Origin of the sequence: Rhizobium brockwellii (genome assembly GCF_000769405.2) — a bacterium.
In the GTDB taxonomy this organism is placed as follows: Bacteria; Pseudomonadota; Alphaproteobacteria; order Rhizobiales; family Rhizobiaceae; genus Rhizobium; species Rhizobium brockwellii.
This window is the reverse complement of the sequence record NZ_CP053439.1, coordinates 3,339,693-3,355,187: the sequence shown is the minus strand read 5'-3', so window position 1 is coordinate 3,355,187 and position 15,495 is coordinate 3,339,693. Positions and strand designations below refer to the sequence as shown.

Sequence of the window (15,495 nt, the reverse complement as noted above, 5' to 3'; positions counted from 1 at the left end):
TGATGACGGTTAGGTTTGCGGCTGTTGCAGCCGGCATGGTGATGGCGGTTTCAAGCATATGCCAGGCGCAGGATGCGGCAACCACCAAGCTCGATGTCGAACTCAACGCTCTGGCGCCATCGCAAAAGGGCTGCATGATGACTTTCGTCGCCGAGAACAATCTCCAGACCCCGATCAACAAGATCTCCTTCGAGCTCGCCTTTTTCAACGACAAGAATGCCGTCGACCGCATCACCGTGCTCGACTTCCGCGATCTGCCGAAGGGCAAGAAGCGCGTGCGCCAGTTCGATATGCCGAATGTGAAGTGCGAGACGGTCACCCGCATCATCATCAACGATACGCCGGTCTGCGACGGCCCGGCGGCGGGCGAATGCATGAAGGGTCTCGTCACCCGCTCGCAGATTTCCGTTCCCTTCGAGGGCTAGAGCGGTTCAGCTTTTGAAGGAAGCGCAGAACCGCTCTAACCTTTTGTTTTTACGCAGTTCCGGACGGAAAACCGCTTCGCGCTTTTCCTGGAATTGCTTTGAGAATACGCCGGGGTCCCGGCGGACCTGTTTCAGGCTGTCCGAGGCATACAAATGACAATTTCAGCGAAAACCAGATCGAGACAGGTGCTCATCGGGGAGCCGGACGCTGACGGCGGTCTGAACGACAACAACATGCATCCCGGCCACGAGCTTTCCGACCTGCGCAATGTGCAGCGGCAGCCGGCCGGCGAGGCGGTGGTCCACTACGCGCGCTTCGCGCAGATCCCTTCCTTTCCCGACCATCCGGAAGCCGAGCCGATAGCCTCTGTTCCTCCGCCGCCGATGGATGCGGCGGTGGAAAAGCAGGAGGACGAGAAGGCACCGGTGCGGAGACGGGTGGCGCTGACTTGTGTTTGTTCGCTGATTTTCCATATGACCTTGGCTGCGGTGTTGCTCATTGCCTTCCCAAATGCTCCGGAAGAGGCGATCGAGGAAGCGGGCGAAGCCGTGAGCGTGGTGATGTACGGCAACTCGGATGTCGACCAGACTGCTGCCGGCGAGACCGAAGTCACGGTGCAGGAAGAAATCATTCCGGAAGCCGTCGAGCCGGATAAGATCCAGCCGACCGAAGCGGCGGAACTTCAACTGGAAACCGTTCAGCCGACCGAAGTCGCGCCGGTCGAGACCCAGGATACCGTCCAGCAGGCTCCTCCTCCCGAGGTGACGCGCGTCTCGCCCGAAACCGTCACCGCTGCGGAGCCGGAGATTATCGTTTCCGAAGTGCCGGCTGAAACTGCTGTAGCGCAGCCGATGTCGACCGTCGTTCCGGAAGAGCCGAAACCTGCTGAAGAGATCTCCCCGGAAGTTCAGCCATCGGAGGTGCCGCCTGTCGCTGCTGCCGAACCCGAAGAGGTGAAGCCAGTCGAAACGGCGGAAATCCAGCCGGAGCCGGAGGTGCCGCAGGAGATCGTGACGCCGACGCAGAAGCCGAAGGTGGTGGCGCAGGAAAAGCCGAAGCCGGTCGAGAAGAAGCGCCCGCCGAAAAAGGCTGCTGGTTCGGAGGGTGAGGCGCAGCAGGATTCTGAACGAGGTGTCGCCGAAGGTAACGCGACGGCTCAATCGGATAGCAATTCGCGTTCGGCCGGCAATAACGACGGGATCGGAACGGCAGCCAATGCCAATTACGACGGAAAGGTTCGTAGTCGCATTCGTCGTTCAATCAGAACACCTCGTGGCGTCGAGGGAACCGTGGTCGTCTCGTTTTCAGTGAATGGTAGCGGCGGCTTGACTTCGGTTCGCGTCACACGCGGTTCCGGCGTGCCTGAAATCGACCAACTCGCCGTTGAGGCTGTTCGGCGCGCCGCACCATTTGGCCCGACGCCTGGTGGTAACGGGAGAAACTTCACCTCCTTGCCAATCACAGTGAATTAATATGATAAAAATAATCAACTTTATACTTTACTCTAAAAATCAAGTTTAATAAGGTCCACCCGCACACGCAGGAATCGTGTGACGATCAACGAGCGAACGGGTGGCATATGGCTCGCAAGGGCAAGAAGGGTTCGAACCGGGAGGTCCGCGATAGCGCGGGCGAGGACGCCGGTCAAGCATCCCTCGGGCGATCCAAACTGGATGGCCGCAGTTTCCTCTATGTCGGTGGCCGTGACTGCCAGGTGGCGCATCTTCGCCAGATCTGCAGCAATTTCGGCGCTGAGCTCATCCACCATGATGGCGGTCTGCGCGAAGCGGTTTCCCGCATCGATACTCTGCTTCCCTCGGTCGACTGCGTGTTCTGCCCGATCGACTGTATCAGCCACGATGCCTGCCTGCGTGTGAAGACCGGCTGCAAGAAGTTCAGCAAGACCTTCATCCCGCTTCGCAACGGCAGCAAGTCCAGTCTGGAGCGTGCGCTGCAGACGATGAACGAACGAGACAATTCCCGATGAACGACCAGCGCCCCGACGGCTTCACCATGATCGGCCTGCACAAGCTCGCCGCGCAGACAGGCGAGGGCCTCGTGCCCGAACTCTACGAACTTTTCCAGCAGCATGCCGAACGCCAGCAGATCTACCAGAATGTGACGCTGTTCCCGACCTGGGAAGCGCGCATGCCCGGGGAAGCGACAACAAGACCGCTTGGCCCGGCAGCGGCAAACGGTGATAATGTTCTCGCCTTTCCCTTGCGTTCTGCAAGGGCGGGCAAGAGGAAGGCGTAAGGAGATTCATGTATATCGCAATGAACCGCTTCAAGGTTGCAACCGGGAGCGAAGGCGATTTCGAGACGGTCTGGCGCAATCGCGATTCCAGCTTGCCCGAGGTGCCCGGTTTCGTCGAATTCCGGCTGCTGCGCGGCAAGGCCAACGAAGAGGAGGGCTATACGCTCTATTCCTCGCACACGGTCTGGAAAAGCGAAGCGGATTTTCAGAACTGGACGAAGTCCGAGAGCTTTCGCGCGGCGCACCGCAATGCTGGCGATCACAAGGCGATCTACAAGGGGCCGCCTGTTTTCGAGGGTTTCAATGTGGTCGACGGGATTTGATTGTGGTTGATGCAGAGCGACTTGGCTCTTGGCTAAAATCTTGATTTTGTACTCGTCCTGGCCCACCACCCTCATTCCTGTGATCGTCACAGGAATCCAGCCACGGCGCGTCTGCGCCGTGAATGAACCAACACCGCGGGGGAAAAGTCTTTCGCGCCCAAGGACTTGGGCGCACGGGATTCCTGTGACTGGCACAGGAATGAGGGAGGAGAGGGCTTGAGCGGTCAGTAAAAGCTCTCTCAATTCCTGACGTGGAAGATAGCGCCTGCCGCAACGGCCAGCCAGCCAAGCATCATCGCCCAGCCGCCGGTCGGCGCGGCATAGGGGAAGAGGCTGGAGCCGGCAAAGCGCAGGGTGACGAGATCGCCCGCAAAGAGCAGCGTTCCGACAATCATCAGCAAACCGGCCAGCCAGGCGGTTCTGAGCCTGACGTTGCCGAGAGCCAATGCCAGCAGGGCAGGGGCGTGGGCAAGGCACATGGCAGATGCGGATGCCGCAAGATTGGCCTCGCCGCCGCCATGGGCAGCAAGGGCGGCGAGCGCCACGCCGGCTACGCCAAACAGGCCGGCAAAGAGATAAAACACCGGTTCCAGACGCGCGTTCAAGCTCATGATTGTTCCTTGTTGTCAGGGACCTTGTTCTGCATGTGATAGGCGAGCCGTTCCACCGGCGCCCAGATGAGATCGCGCAGCGCCTGGCTTGCGATCGTCTCGTCCAGGGCGCGGCGGAAGCAGAGCAGCCATTCGTCGCGCTCGACAGGGCCGATCTCGGCGACGAAATGGCGGCTGCGCAGGCGTGGATGGCCGCGCTTGTCGGTATAGAGCGGCGGGCCGCCGAGATAGCCGGTCATATATTCGTAGAATTTTTCTTCGCTGCCCGTAAGGCTCGGCGGGTGCACGGCCCGCACGTTTCTCGCCTCCGGAAGCCTGTCCATCAATTTGTAGAAGCGGTGCGTCAGTGCCCGCACGACGGGGTCGCCGCCGATCGCTTGATATAAGGTGGTGACCTTCTCCGTCACGAAACCATCCCCATTGCCTCAACCATTCCCCGGCCTCTTCATGCACCGGGCGGAAAATGATCGCAACTGTCATCAAAGCGCCGCGGCATTTCGCGCATAATGCCGGGATGGCGGGGGTTGCGCCCGATTCTGCTTGACAAAACCGTCCGGACGGTATCTTTTAATCTGCATGTCGAACGCTCATCATCGCAAGAAACAGCCCGTGCTCGTGCGCCAGCAGTTGCTGGAGGTCGCCGCGCGCCTTGCTGCCAGCGACGGCATGGCGGGCGTCACGCTCGATGCGGTTTCGGCCGCGTCCAACGTCAGCAAGGGCGGGCTGCTGCATCACTTCCCGACGAAGAATGCGCTGCTCGATGCCCTGTTCGAGAGCCTGCTCGAAAAGTTCGACACCGATATAGAGGAACTGATGCGCGGCGATCCGCTGCCGCAGGGGCGCTTCACCCGCGCCTATCTCAGGGCGGTGTCCGGTCTCAAGGAGCGTCCCGACGATTCCAGGAGTTGGACGCAGGTGACGATCGCGCTTCTTGCCGAACCCCGGCTGCGTCTTCGCTGGCGCCAATGGGTGCAGGCGCGGGCCGAGGAATATATCGGCACCGATTCCTCCCTCGACGCACAAGTCGTGCGCTTCGCCGCCGACGGACTTTGGTTCGCAGATACGTTGGAAAGCCATGATATCAACGGCGTTCTGAGGCGGGATCTTATCGATCGCCTTGTTGAACTGACCGGCAAGTGATTCGAAAAGGAATTCGCCATGAGCCAGGCCGCCGTCTACGGGCTGCTGTTTGCAGCCATCGTGCTCGAAGTCATCGGCACGACCGCGCTGCAGCTGTCACAGCAGTTTACCCGCATCGGACCGACGGCACTCGTCGTCGCCTGTTATGCGGCCGCCTTTTATTGCCTGTCGTTGACTCTGAAAAGCATCCCGGTCGGTATCGCCTATGCGATTTGGAGCGCTTTGGGAATCGTGCTGATTTCCTCGGTCGGCCTGGTCTTCTTCAAGCAGCGCCTCGACCTGCCGGCAATCGTCGGCCTTGGGCTGATCATATCGGGCGTTATGGTCGTCAATCTGTTCTCGAAATCCGTTTCACATTGATATTGCTGCGATATTGCCAGGCGTTTTGTCCGTCTTCGGCCGGTAAATTTTCCCCTTTGTCAAAATACTGACAAAGGTCTATGTGTTCCTTGGACGTGGAGGAGACGAGGCGCAGCCGGCGCCGTTTTCCAAAGCGCTTTGAATCCTGCCTTCCCGCCTATCGATACTTCCAGGTTCTACAGGAGCACATCATGGCCATTCGCACCGTCGTCTGGGGAGAGAATATCCACGAGACTACCAATGAGATCGTCCGGGGCATCTATCCCGAGGGCATGCACACGACGATCGCCAATGCGCTGAACACCGATCCCAGTATTTCGGCGACGACAGCGACGCTGCAGGAGCCGGAACACGGCCTCAGCGAAGCCCGTCTTACTGAGACCGACGTGCTGACCTGGTGGGGCCACAAGGATCACGGCGCGGTCTCCGACGTCGTTGTCGAGCGGGTCGCCAAACGCGTCTGGGAAGGCATGGGCCTGCTCGTGCTGCATTCCGGCCATTTCTCCAAGATCTTCAAGCGGTTGATGGGCACGCCCTGCGCGCTGAAATGGCGCGAGGCGGGTGAGCGCGAGCGTCTGTGGACGATCAACCAGCGCCATCCGATCGCCGCCGGCATCGGTGAACATTTCGAGCTTGAGAACGAGGAAATGTACGGCGAGCAGTTTTCGGTGCCGGAACCGCTCGAAACGGTGTTCATCTCCTGGTTCCAGGGCGGCGAAGTGTTCCGCTCGGGCCTGACCTGGCGCCGTGGCGCCGGCAATATCTTCTATTTCCGCCCCGGCCACGAGACCTATCCGACCTACCACGATGCCAATGTGCAGAAGGTGCTGATCAACGGCGTGAAGTGGGCCTATAACCCTGAGGGGTCGTTGACTGGTATCACCGACGCCCCAAATGTGCCGGTAGAAAAAGCACTGGAGCCGATCGTTGAACGCGGCCCGAGACTGCACCAGGCCGGCGAAGCCGGTTACCGCTGAGGAGCACCCATGCGACTACTCGTTCTTGGCACGGGGGTGATGGCGAAAAACCAGCTCGCCCGCTTCCCCCTCATCGACGGCGTGACGGTGGTCGGCGCCGTCGACACCGATCCCGAGCGGCTTTCGGCCTTCGCCGACAAGTTCAACATCGAAAAGCGATTTCTTTCATTGGAGGAGGCGATCGCCTGGGGTGAATTCGATGCGGCAACAAATGTCACGCCCGACCGCATCCATCACCCGACGACGATGGCGCTGATTGCCGCGGGCAAGCACGTCTTCTGCGAAAAGCCGCTGGCGGAGAACTATGCGAAGGCGCTGGAGATGACGGAGGCGGCCGAAAAGGCCGGCGTCATCAACATGGTCAACCTCACCTATCGCAACGTCGCGCCGCTGCAACGCGCCCGTGAGATGGTGCTCGCCGGCGAGCTCGGCACGATCAGACATGTGGAAGCCTCTTATCTCCAGAGCTGGCTGGTGTCGCGCGCCTGGGGCGACTGGCGCACGGAATCCACCTGGCTGTGGCGGCTTTCCACCGGTCATGGTTCGAATGGCGTGCTCGGTGACGTCGGCATCCATATTCTGGATTTCGCCGCCTATGGCGCGGCGACCGACATCGACCACGTCTTTGCGCGGTTGAAGACCTTTAACAAGGCGCCAGGCGGCCAGATCGGCGAATATCTGCTCGATGCCAATGACAGCTTCACCATGTCTGTCGACTTTGCCAATGGCGCGCTCGGCGTCATCCATGCCAGCCGCTGGGCGACAGGACATCTGAACGAGTTGAAGCTGCGTATTTATGGCGAGAGGGGCAGCCTTGAGGTCATCCATCGTCCCAGCGGTTCCGAGCTGCACGGCTGCCTCGGCGAGGATGTCGAGACTGCCACCTGGACGAAGATCGAGGTTGAACCGGTGGCGACCAACTACGAGCGTTTTGCCGAGGCCGTGGCAAGCGGCGTTCAGCCGGACCCGAACTTCCGCCACGCCGCCAACCTGCAGAAGGTGCTCGACCTTGCGATGGTGACCGAACGCGAGCGGCGCGAGCTGAAGGTCTGAACGTGCTTTACTGACAAGCTGCCGCCGGTGAACTACCCCCGAAAGTGGATGCCCAACTTTCCAGGGTCAGTTCATCCGACGGCGGCTTTTGTGGCGTATCGGCGCGTCATCCGCTTTTCGTTTGCGAGATTTTGACGCTATGCTTCAGCATGGGCAGCTTGAGGCTCTCCTTTGGTCCGTTCGTTTACGATCCCGTGACAGGAAGCCTGTGGCGGGAAGGGAAGTCCGTTGCGACGGGACCACGGCCGGCAGCACTGCTCGGCATGCTGCTGGAGGCTGAGGGCCGCGTCGTCACCAAGGCGGATCTGATGGACCGGGCCTGGCCGGGGCTTGCCGTGGAAGAAGGCAATCTCACGGTTCAGATTGCCACGCTCAGGAAGCTTCTCGGTGCAAGCCCCGATGGCACGGACTGGATCGTCACCGTTCCCAGGGTCGGTTATCGCCTGCCGCGCCAGGAGGCTGCCGGGATGGTGCCTGTGGCACCGCAGCCGCCTTCCGTCGCGGTTCTTCCCTTCGTCAATCTCGGCGGCGATGTCGACCAGGATTATTTTGCCGATGGCGTGGTGGCGGAGATCATCACGGCTCTTGCGCGTTTCCGCTCCTTTTCGGTCGTCTCGCGCCATTCCGCCTTCATTTACAAGGGGCGCAGCATCGATGTGCGACAGGTGGCGGCGGAGCTGGGAGTACGCTACGTGCTCGAAGGCAGCATCCGGCGGGAAGGCGCGCAGGTGCGTATCAATGCGCAACTGGTCGACGGCGTGACGGCGACCAATCTCTGGGCCGATCATTTTGAAGACGGCATAAGCCACATCTTCGCCTTCCAGGACCGTATCACTGAACGCGTCGCCTCGATCGTCGAGCCGGCGATCGAGATCGCCGAGATCCATAGGTCACGACGCGACAGGCCGAACAGTCCGGCAGTTTACGATCTCTATCTGCGTGCCCTTGCTGCGATCATCGACGAGTCGATCGAAAACAACGCCGTCGCCTATGCCTTGCTGCAGGAGGCTCTGGCCATGGAGCCGGAAAATGCGATGCTGCTTTCGCATGCTGCCTGGGCGCTCGAACATCGCATGACCATGGGTTGGCCGCGGCTCGGGAAGGACGACAAGGCGGAATGCATCAGTCTTGCCCGTCGCGGGCTTCAGCATTCGGCCGGCGATCCCCGGGTGATGGCTCATTGCGGCATGGCGCTGCTGCAGACAGGCAAGGATTATGAAGGCGGCGTGGCCGTGCTGGAGGCTGCTGCGGCTGCCAATCCCAACGATCTTCTGGTTGCGGCCTGCTCGGGCATTGCGGCCTTGCACTGCGGCGATATCGATGACGCGCTCGAGCGCCTGCATCGCGCCGTGAGGCTCGGACCCCGCGATCCCGATGCGCGTTTTTCGCTGACGGGCATCGCCATGGCCGAAATCTTCCGCGGCAATTACGAGGCTGCAATATCACACGCGTCACGTTCGCTGGCGCTCAACGCCCATTTCGACCCGACCTATTGGATGCTGATCGCCGCACACGCGCATCTCGGCAATATGGAGCAGGCGCGCCAGTTCCTGCATATGCTCGAGGCGATTGCACCTGAGGTGACGCTGGAAGGCATTCTGGCGGGTCAACCGGCCAAGGATCCACAGCGTTTTGCACCTGTTCTGGAAGGGCTGGCGCGCGCCGGGATGCGGCCGCGGCCATAGGCTTTTGCAAGTTTTTGCAGCTTTTAGTCGGACTTTAAGGACCCAGCCCCGTCGCTTCGGCCACGCTGATCCCATCAATCAGGATGGAGGATCGGTTCATGCTTTCGAGCATGCATATTCTATCGCTCAAACAGGGCAAGCTTTACGGTGAGCGAATTCCGATAGAGGCGCTGCCGCAGGGGTTTACGCTGCCACGTCGCCTTCTTCGCCTGTTTGCGCTGATCGGCGCCCGGCGCAGGCGCACGAAAAACGGCCCCGCCGAAGCGGGGCCGGAAGTTGCCGAGCCGCAACAGGCGGCTTCGGTCGCCTGATTATTCGATGACCTGCACCACGCGGTGGGTACGGGGTTCGACAATCACGTGTTGATTGTTGATGACCGTATAAGCATATTTCGGATTGTCAGGCACCGGCGTCACGACGACGTCCGCCGGAAGCGGCTTGCCGACGACGATCGGTTGCTCGACCACCACGGAGGCGGTCGGGGCTGGCTGCTGCTCGACATAGGTGACGACCTCGCGCGGCGGCGGATCGACAACGGCACCGGCGACACCGCCGGCCACACCGCCGATGGCAGCACCCACAGGGCCGCCGACGATTGCGCCGGTGATGGCGCCACCGGCTGCACCGGTCACGGCTCCATCAGCGAGCGCATTGGTTGCAAGTGACGACAGCGCAAGGGCGCTGGAGACAACGAGAATCTTGTACATTTTGCTTCTCCTTTTCTTGGATTGCACTGGGGTAACGACCACGCCAATCCTAGGTTCCAGCAGGAGAGAGTCACGCTTTGGACGGCCGGTTCACATTATGTGAGGCGGCTGAAGCATGGGTCCGAAGGCATTATTCCAGCCGCCGGCGGAAAAGCCAGGCGGCGGCGCTGAGCGTAACAGTGGCGATCAGCGCCAGCGGAATCGTCTGGTTCACTACCTCGCTCAGCGGAATATCCTTGAGGAAGACGCCTTTGACGATCACCAGGAAATAGCGCAGCGGATTGATCAATGTGACCGGCTGCAGCCACCCTGGCATGTTCTCGATCGGCGTCGCAAAGCCTGAGAGCAGCATGGCCGGAACCATGAAAAGGAAGGCGCCGAGGATCGCCTGCTGCTGTGTCATCGACAGCGCCGAGATGAACAGGCCGAGGCCGGCGACCGAACCGAGATAGAAAATTGCGCTGCCGTACAGCAGTAATAGCGAGCCGCGCAGCGGCACGTCGAAGAGGAAGACGGCGGCCAGGATATAGACGGTGATGTGGAAGAGGCCGATCATCATCGGCGGGATCAGTTTGCCGATCAGGATCTCATGGATGCGCAGCGGCGAGACCATCAGTTGGTCGAAGGTGCCGAGCTCGCGCTCGCGGGCGATCGACAGCGCCGTGACGATCAGGCCGATCAGCAGCGCGATGCTGGCGATCAGGTTCGGCACCATGAACCACTGATAGGTGAGGTTCGGGTTGAACCAGTTGCGCGGCACTGTGGAGACGATCTCGGCGCCGGTACGTTTGCCGGCCGGCGTCTCGGCGGCAAGCGCCGCCCCGATTTGTGAGAGATAGCCCGCGACGATCTGCGAGGCGTTGGAGCGGCGGCCGTCGAGCACCACCTGCAGGTCGGCCGGCGTTCCCGCCTCAATATTGCGCGAAAAGTCCGGGCCGATCTCAACGGCGGCAATGGCCGTCTGGTTGTCGATCGCCATCCGGACCTCCGCCTGGCTTCCTGCAATCTCGATTTTCCGGAAGGTCGGCGAGCCGTCGATGCGCTCGATCAGTTCCTGGCCCCAGTGGCCGCTGTCGCGGTTGAGGATCATCACGTCGACATTGCGGACTTCGAGCGTCGCCGCATAGGAGAAGACGAGAAGCTGGACGATCGGCGGGCCGATCAGGATGGCGCGGCCTTTCGGATCACGCAGCACAGCAAGCAGTTCCTTGACGATCAGGGCGTAGAGCCTTGTCCACATCTCAACCGATCCTCTTTCTGGTGCTGCGGGCCGCCAGCACGAACATGATGGCGCCGATGGTCAGCATCATGCCGATCGCCTGCAGAAACATCGGCCAGATGTCGCCGGCGAGGAATACCGTCTGCAGGCTGGGGATCAGGTAGCGCGCCGGCACGATAAAGGTGATCCACTGGATCACGGTCGGCATGGAATTGATCTCGAAGAGGAAGCCAGACAGCAGGAAAGCAGGCAGGAAGGCCGAGATCAGAGCCAGCTGCGAGGCGAGGAACTGGTTCTTCGTTGCCGTCGAGATCAACAGGCCCTGGCCGAGCGCCGGGACCAGGAAGGCGGCCGACAGTGCATAGAGGGCTGCGACGGAGCCGCGGAACGGCACGCCGAAGAGGAAGACCGCAAGCAGCACGCAGAGCGTCATCGAGGTGAGGCCGAGCAGGAAATAGGGCAGGATCTTGCCGGCGAGCAGTTCGACCGCCGTCACTGGTGTCGCCATCATCGCCTCCATCGTGCCGCGCTCCCATTCGCGGGCGACGACGAGCGAGGTCAGAAGCGTGCCGACCAGTGTCATGACGATGGCGATCGAGCCGGGCACGAGAAAATTGCGGCTGGTCAGCTCGGGATTGAACCAGAAGCGCTGCTCGACCGAGATGGCAGGACTATGCAAGGCGACGTCCGCCTGCCTCCGCCGCTCCCAGTTGGCAACAGTGCCTTGGGCATAATTCTGCACGAAATTCGCGGTGTTCGGATCGGAGCCGTCGACGATCACCTGGATATCGGGGCGGTTGCCGGCGGTGTAGCGCGTGGTGAAGTCGGCCGGAATGACGACGATGCCGCGCACCTTGCCGAGCACGAGGTCTTCCTCGAACAGACGGCGGTCGCGTCCGATGGCGACATCGAAATAGCGCGAGGCCTGGAAACTGGCCGACAGATCCTGCGTCAGCGGCGTCATCTCCTCGGTCACCAGGCCGATGCGCGTGCGGGTGGTATCGAGCGAGACGCCGTAGCCGAAGAGAAAGAGCAGGATCAGCGGCAGCACGAAGGCGATGAGGATGCTGCTCGGATCGCGGATCGCCTGGAAGCTTTCCTTGCGCACCAGGGCTGAAAGGCGCCGAAGCCTGCCGGAAGAGGCGCTCATGCGGCATCCTCCGCTTCCGATTGCTGCACGAGGGCGATGAAGGCGTCCTCCATCGTTGGGTCCGGCTGCTCCTTGGTCGCGACCCGGGCCTTCAATTCATCGGGCGAGCCGAGCGCAATCGAGCGGCCGCGGTAGATCAGCGAGATGCGGTCGCAATATTCCGCCTCGTCCATGAAATGGGTGGTGACGAGCACGGTGACGCCTTTTTCGACCAGCGCATTGATATGCGTCCAGAATTCGCGCCGGGTGATCGGATCGACGCCAGAGGTCGGTTCGTCGAGGAAAAGGGCGCGCGGCTCGTGCATGACGGCGCAGGCAAGCGCCAGGCGCTGCTTCAGGCCGAGCGGCAGGTCCTTGGCCGGTTGGCCGATATGGCGGCCGAAATCGAAGATGCCGGCCATGAGATCGATGCGTTCGCGCCGGTGTTTTCCGCGAAGCCCATAGACACCAGAGAAGAATTCGAGGTTCTGCATGACGGTCAGATCGCCGTAGAGCGAGAATTTCTGCGCCATGTAGCCGAGCTGGTTGCGGGCTTCGGCGGCATCTCGGCGAAGATCGAAGCCAGCAACACGGCCTTCGCCGCCGGTCGGCTTCAGCAGGCCGCAGAGCATCTTGAAGGTGGTGGACTTGCCGGCACCGTTTGGGCCAAGCAGGCCGAAGATCTCGCCGCGGCGGATTTCGAAGCTGATATTATCGGCTGCGGTGAAATCACCGAAGCGCTTGGTCAGTCCCTTGGCCTTGATCACCGGCCGGTCGTCATCGCCCTTCGTCGGTTCTTGCGCTTCGGCCAGCCTCGAGCGGCCGCCAGGACCACCGCCCAGCATGTCGATGAAGGCATCCTCGAAACGCGGCGGGGCAGGGGTGAGCGTCGCGCCATTGCCGACCGAGCCGATATCCGGTTTCTTGTCCTTGGCGGCGACGAGGCGGATCGCTTCCCCCTGGATCACGCCGTCGATGACGCCATCGGCTTGCAGAAGCCCGGCGAGCACCTGCCGGCGGCGCCCTGTCATGCCCGAGACGCGGAAAACCCGGTCGCTGACGCGGCCGGTCATGTCATCAGGTTTTCCCGAAAAGAGCAGCTTTCCCTGGTTCAAGAGCAGCACATGGTCGCAGGCTTCAGCCTCGTCGAGATAGGCGGTCGACCAAAGGACGCCGATGCCTTCCTTGGTCAGGTTCTCGACCATCTTCCAGAGATCGCGGCGCGAGATCGGATCGACGCCGACGCCAGGCTCGTCGAGCAGCAGCAGCCGCGGTTTCTTCAAAAGCGCGCAGGCAAGGCCAAGCTTTTGCTTCATGCCGCCGGAGAGCTTTCCGGCGAGCCTGCCGGTGAAACGCTTGAGATCGGTGAAGGTGAGCAGCTCGTCGAAGGCGCTGGCGCGTTCGCTCTTCGGCAGGCCCCGCAGATCGGCATAGAGATCGAGGTTTTCCTGCACCGAAAGGTCCTCATAGAGACCGAAGCGCTGCGGCATGTAGCCGATCGCCGCCTGGATGCCGGCGGGGTTCTTGCGCGTGTCGAAGCCGAGAACCTCCATCGTTCCCGTGTCGGGCAGCATCAGGCCGGTCATCAGGCGGATCAGCGTCGTCTTGCCGGCGCCGTCAGGGCCGACGAGACCGGTGATTGCGCCGCCGCCGATCATGCCGGAGACGGCGTCCAGGGCGGCTGGCGCATCGCCGAAGCGCTTGGTGACGCCGTCGATCCGGACGAGCGGCTTGTCGTCGCGGCCGGTCTCGGCGGCGGTCATTGTCCGCTCGCCGTCGGCGTAGAAAAGCGCACGGTGACTGGCATGCCCTGGCGCAGATCCGGGCCGGGCTTGTCGATGACAACACGCAGGCGATAGACGAGGTCGGTCCTCAGTTCCGGCGTCTCCACCGACTTCGGGGTGAATTCGGCGACCGGCGAGATGAAGCCGATCGTACCTTCATAGGGCTTGTCGGGCGCCGTATCGGAGGCGACAGAAACCTTCATGCCGGGATGGATGCGGCCGAGATCAGGCTCGGCGACATAGCTTCGCACCCAGACAGGCTCGGTCAGAGACAACACGAAGACGGTGTCCGCCGGCGAGACGATCGCGCCATTTTCCCGCACGCGCGAGAGGATGACGCCGTCGTTCGGGGCGCGCAGCTCGGTATCATCAAGCGAAGTGCGGGCGGAGGCGAGTGTTGCCTCAGCCGCCTTCAGCTGGGCGTCGGCGGCGGCGATATCCTCGACACGGGAGCCTTCCAGCAGCAGTTTCAGTGCCTCGTTGGCGGAATCGGAGCGTGCGGCGGCCATCGCCCTCGCAGCGGTCGCCTGATCAAGGCTTGCCTCGGAGATCGTGCCCTGCGGGCGCAGCTGGCGGGCGCGGTCATAGGCGAGGTTGGCATTGCGGAGATCGGCGATACTTTCGTCATAGGCGGCGCGCGCCTGGGCAATCTCTGTCGGTCGCGGACCGGCCTTCAGCTTGTCGAGCGTTGCCTGGAGGGCTGCGACATTGGCTTCGCCCGAGCGGACCGCGAATTCATAAGGAGCTGCATCGAGCTTTGCGAGAACGTCTCCGCTCTTGATGACGTCGCCCTCGTCGGCATGGAGTTCGGCGAGGCGGCCGCTGACGCGGAAGCCGAGCGAGACCTGGCGGATATCGACATTGCCATAAAGGACGAATTCGCGGCTAGCCTCAGGCCACCAGCCGAGCTTTTCGGGCAGGGCGTACCACCAGGCGGCGGCCCCTGCCGCAACGAGAAGAAGGATGGCGATGGGAAGGATGCGCTTCATGCGGCACTTCCTTTCAGCGGGCCGATGGCATCGACCAGCTCTGCGGCCAGGCCGCGCACCGTTTCCACCTGTTCCGGGCCGACGCCATCCCACTCCATCTGGGCGAGCACGGCTGCATGGGCGACGCGAAAGACGAGGATGCTGCCGAGAAGGGTGAAGGTGCGCAGACGCACATGTTCCGAGGCGGGATCCTCACGAAGGATGGCGCCGATTAGCCGCCGGCCCATCTCGATCATCGGACGCATGAGGCCCTGATAGACCCGTGTGAAGGCTTCTGTCGGCTCCATCTGCTCGCGGATCAGGAAGCGCGCCCAGGATTCGGATTCCCTGCCGACAAATAGCGTCACCATGGTCTGCAAAATCTCCGTCAGGAAATGGCGGGCCTCAGCTTCGCTCAGCTGTTTGCCCGCAGCATCAAGCGCCAGCAGATGCGCGCCGACGCGGGCCCTGATGTCACCGACATGCGTATTGATCCGCATCATCAGATATTCGGCCGTGGCGATGTAGAGGCCTTCCTTGCTGCCGAAGTAATAGGGGATGGCCTGCAGGTTGACGCCGGCCGCTTCCGTGAGCTGGCGCGTCGAGGCGCCGTCGAAGCCATAACGGCCGAAGACGTCGAGGGCGGCGGACAACATCTTCTGGCGTGCGATCTCTGCACGGGCGGAGGCCGCTGGCTGGTTGTCGTGTTCTAGGATCATGACAATTTTATAACATTGACAGGAAAATAAGTCAATCGATTGATATATTTTAGAACAGATGTTATCGGCCGATGCCATTGCTGAGGCAAAGGCAAGAACGCGACATCGCTCACGGTTGGACGCGTGGTCTGATTGGGG

Annotated in this window: 19 protein-coding genes; 11 read left to right on the top strand and 8 right to left on the bottom strand. The window is 61.7% G+C overall.

The window, feature by feature from the left end:
• Positions 1–2 precede the first annotated feature (2 nt).
• The 5 genes from RLCC275e_RS16705 (at position 3) to hmuQ (ending at position 3,005) form a co-directional block, all read left to right on the top strand.
• Entirely contained in the window at positions 3–425 is a 423-nt protein-coding gene (locus RLCC275e_RS16705) for a hypothetical protein (protein ID WP_033180015.1), read from the top strand.
• Between the two features lie 153 nt (positions 426–578).
• Entirely contained in the window at positions 579–1,898 is a 1,320-nt protein-coding gene (locus RLCC275e_RS16700; protein ID WP_033180016.1) for an energy transducer TonB family protein, read from the top strand.
• Positions 1,899–2,005: 107 nt separating this feature from the next.
• Complete coding sequence (locus RLCC275e_RS16695) at positions 2,006–2,413, top strand: DUF2325 domain-containing protein (protein ID WP_017989195.1); 408 nt, start codon at positions 2,006–2,008, stop codon at positions 2,411–2,413.
• Complete coding sequence (locus RLCC275e_RS16690; protein ID WP_003542206.1) at positions 2,410–2,682, top strand: hypothetical protein; 273 nt, start codon at positions 2,410–2,412, stop codon at positions 2,680–2,682. Before RLCC275e_RS16695 ends, RLCC275e_RS16690 begins: the two co-directional genes overlap by 4 nt.
• 8 nt (positions 2,683–2,690) lie before the next feature.
• Entirely contained in the window at positions 2,691–3,005 is a 315-nt protein-coding gene (hmuQ, locus tag RLCC275e_RS16685; protein WP_027663899.1) for a heme-degrading protein HmuQ, read from the top strand.
• 239 nt (positions 3,006–3,244) lie between these two features.
• Here the strand turns inward: hmuQ and RLCC275e_RS16680 are convergent, their stop codons facing one another.
• Both RLCC275e_RS16680 and RLCC275e_RS16675 read right to left on the bottom strand, forming a co-directional pair.
• Positions 3,245–3,616, bottom strand: coding sequence for a DUF423 domain-containing protein (locus tag RLCC275e_RS16680; RefSeq protein ID WP_033180017.1), 372 nt, complete (start codon positions 3,614–3,616; stop codon positions 3,245–3,247).
• The gene (locus tag RLCC275e_RS16675; RefSeq protein WP_033180018.1) at positions 3,613–4,023 is read right to left on the bottom strand and encodes a group II truncated hemoglobin; all 411 of its coding nucleotides are present in this window, start codon (positions 4,021–4,023) and stop codon (positions 3,613–3,615) included. The genes RLCC275e_RS16680 and RLCC275e_RS16675 overlap by 4 nt, the downstream gene beginning before the upstream one ends.
• 169 nt (positions 4,024–4,192) lie before the next feature.
• On the opposite strand from RLCC275e_RS16675, the gene RLCC275e_RS16670 reads away from it, so the two are divergent.
• The 6 genes from RLCC275e_RS16670 to RLCC275e_RS16645 all read left to right on the top strand — a co-directional run bounded on the left by RLCC275e_RS16670 (position 4,193) and on the right by RLCC275e_RS16645 (position 9,142).
• A complete protein-coding gene (locus RLCC275e_RS16670; protein ID WP_033180019.1) occupies positions 4,193–4,756 on the top strand; it encodes a TetR/AcrR family transcriptional regulator in 564 nt (187 codons plus the stop codon).
• Between the two features lie 18 nt (positions 4,757–4,774).
• Positions 4,775–5,116: an SMR family transporter gene (locus tag RLCC275e_RS16665; RefSeq protein WP_003542195.1), complete on the top strand. Its 342-nt coding sequence runs from the start codon at positions 4,775–4,777 to the stop codon at positions 5,114–5,116.
• 191 nt (positions 5,117–5,307) lie between these two features.
• The gene (locus tag RLCC275e_RS16660) at positions 5,308–6,093 is read left to right on the top strand and encodes a ThuA domain-containing protein (protein ID WP_033180020.1); all 786 of its coding nucleotides are present in this window, start codon (positions 5,308–5,310) and stop codon (positions 6,091–6,093) included.
• 9 nt (positions 6,094–6,102) lie between these two features.
• Positions 6,103–7,146, top strand: coding sequence for a Gfo/Idh/MocA family protein (locus RLCC275e_RS16655; RefSeq protein WP_003561895.1), 1,044 nt, complete (start codon positions 6,103–6,105; stop codon positions 7,144–7,146).
• Between the two features lie 149 nt (positions 7,147–7,295).
• The gene (locus tag RLCC275e_RS16650) at positions 7,296–8,831 is read left to right on the top strand and encodes a winged helix-turn-helix domain-containing tetratricopeptide repeat protein (RefSeq protein WP_033180021.1); all 1,536 of its coding nucleotides are present in this window, start codon (positions 7,296–7,298) and stop codon (positions 8,829–8,831) included.
• Between the two features lie 98 nt (positions 8,832–8,929).
• Positions 8,930–9,142, top strand: a complete 213-nt coding sequence (locus RLCC275e_RS16645) for a hypothetical protein (RefSeq protein WP_033180022.1) — start codon at positions 8,930–8,932, stop codon at positions 9,140–9,142.
• Here the strand turns inward: RLCC275e_RS16645 and RLCC275e_RS16640 are convergent, their stop codons facing one another.
• The 6 genes from RLCC275e_RS16640 to RLCC275e_RS16615 all read right to left on the bottom strand — a co-directional run bounded on the left by RLCC275e_RS16640 (position 9,143) and on the right by RLCC275e_RS16615 (position 15,357).
• A complete protein-coding gene (locus RLCC275e_RS16640; RefSeq protein WP_033180023.1) occupies positions 9,143–9,538 on the bottom strand; it encodes a DUF1236 domain-containing protein in 396 nt (131 codons plus the stop codon). It abuts the gene before it with no gap.
• Positions 9,539–9,668: 130 nt separating this feature from the next.
• Positions 9,669–10,778 carry an ABC transporter permease gene (locus tag RLCC275e_RS16635; RefSeq protein ID WP_033180024.1) on the bottom strand — a complete coding sequence of 370 codons (1,110 nt, stop codon included), beginning with the start codon at positions 10,776–10,778 and terminating at the stop codon, positions 9,669–9,671.
• Position 10,779: 1 nt separating this feature from the next.
• The gene (locus RLCC275e_RS16630; protein WP_033180025.1) at positions 10,780–11,907 is read right to left on the bottom strand and encodes an ABC transporter permease; all 1,128 of its coding nucleotides are present in this window, start codon (positions 11,905–11,907) and stop codon (positions 10,780–10,782) included.
• Positions 11,904–13,649 (bottom strand): ATP-binding cassette domain-containing protein, encoded by a 1,746-nt coding sequence (locus RLCC275e_RS16625; RefSeq protein ID WP_033180026.1) that lies wholly within the window; start codon positions 13,647–13,649, stop codon positions 11,904–11,906. Before RLCC275e_RS16625 ends, RLCC275e_RS16630 begins: the two co-directional genes overlap by 4 nt.
• Positions 13,646–14,659, bottom strand: a complete 1,014-nt coding sequence (gene hlyD / locus RLCC275e_RS16620) for a secretion protein HlyD (RefSeq protein WP_033180027.1) — start codon at positions 14,657–14,659, stop codon at positions 13,646–13,648. Before hlyD ends, RLCC275e_RS16625 begins: the two co-directional genes overlap by 4 nt.
• Positions 14,656–15,357 carry a CerR family C-terminal domain-containing protein gene (locus RLCC275e_RS16615; RefSeq protein ID WP_033180028.1) on the bottom strand — a complete coding sequence of 234 codons (702 nt, stop codon included), beginning with the start codon at positions 15,355–15,357 and terminating at the stop codon, positions 14,656–14,658. Before RLCC275e_RS16615 ends, hlyD begins: the two co-directional genes overlap by 4 nt.
• Positions 15,358–15,495 lie beyond the last annotated feature (138 nt).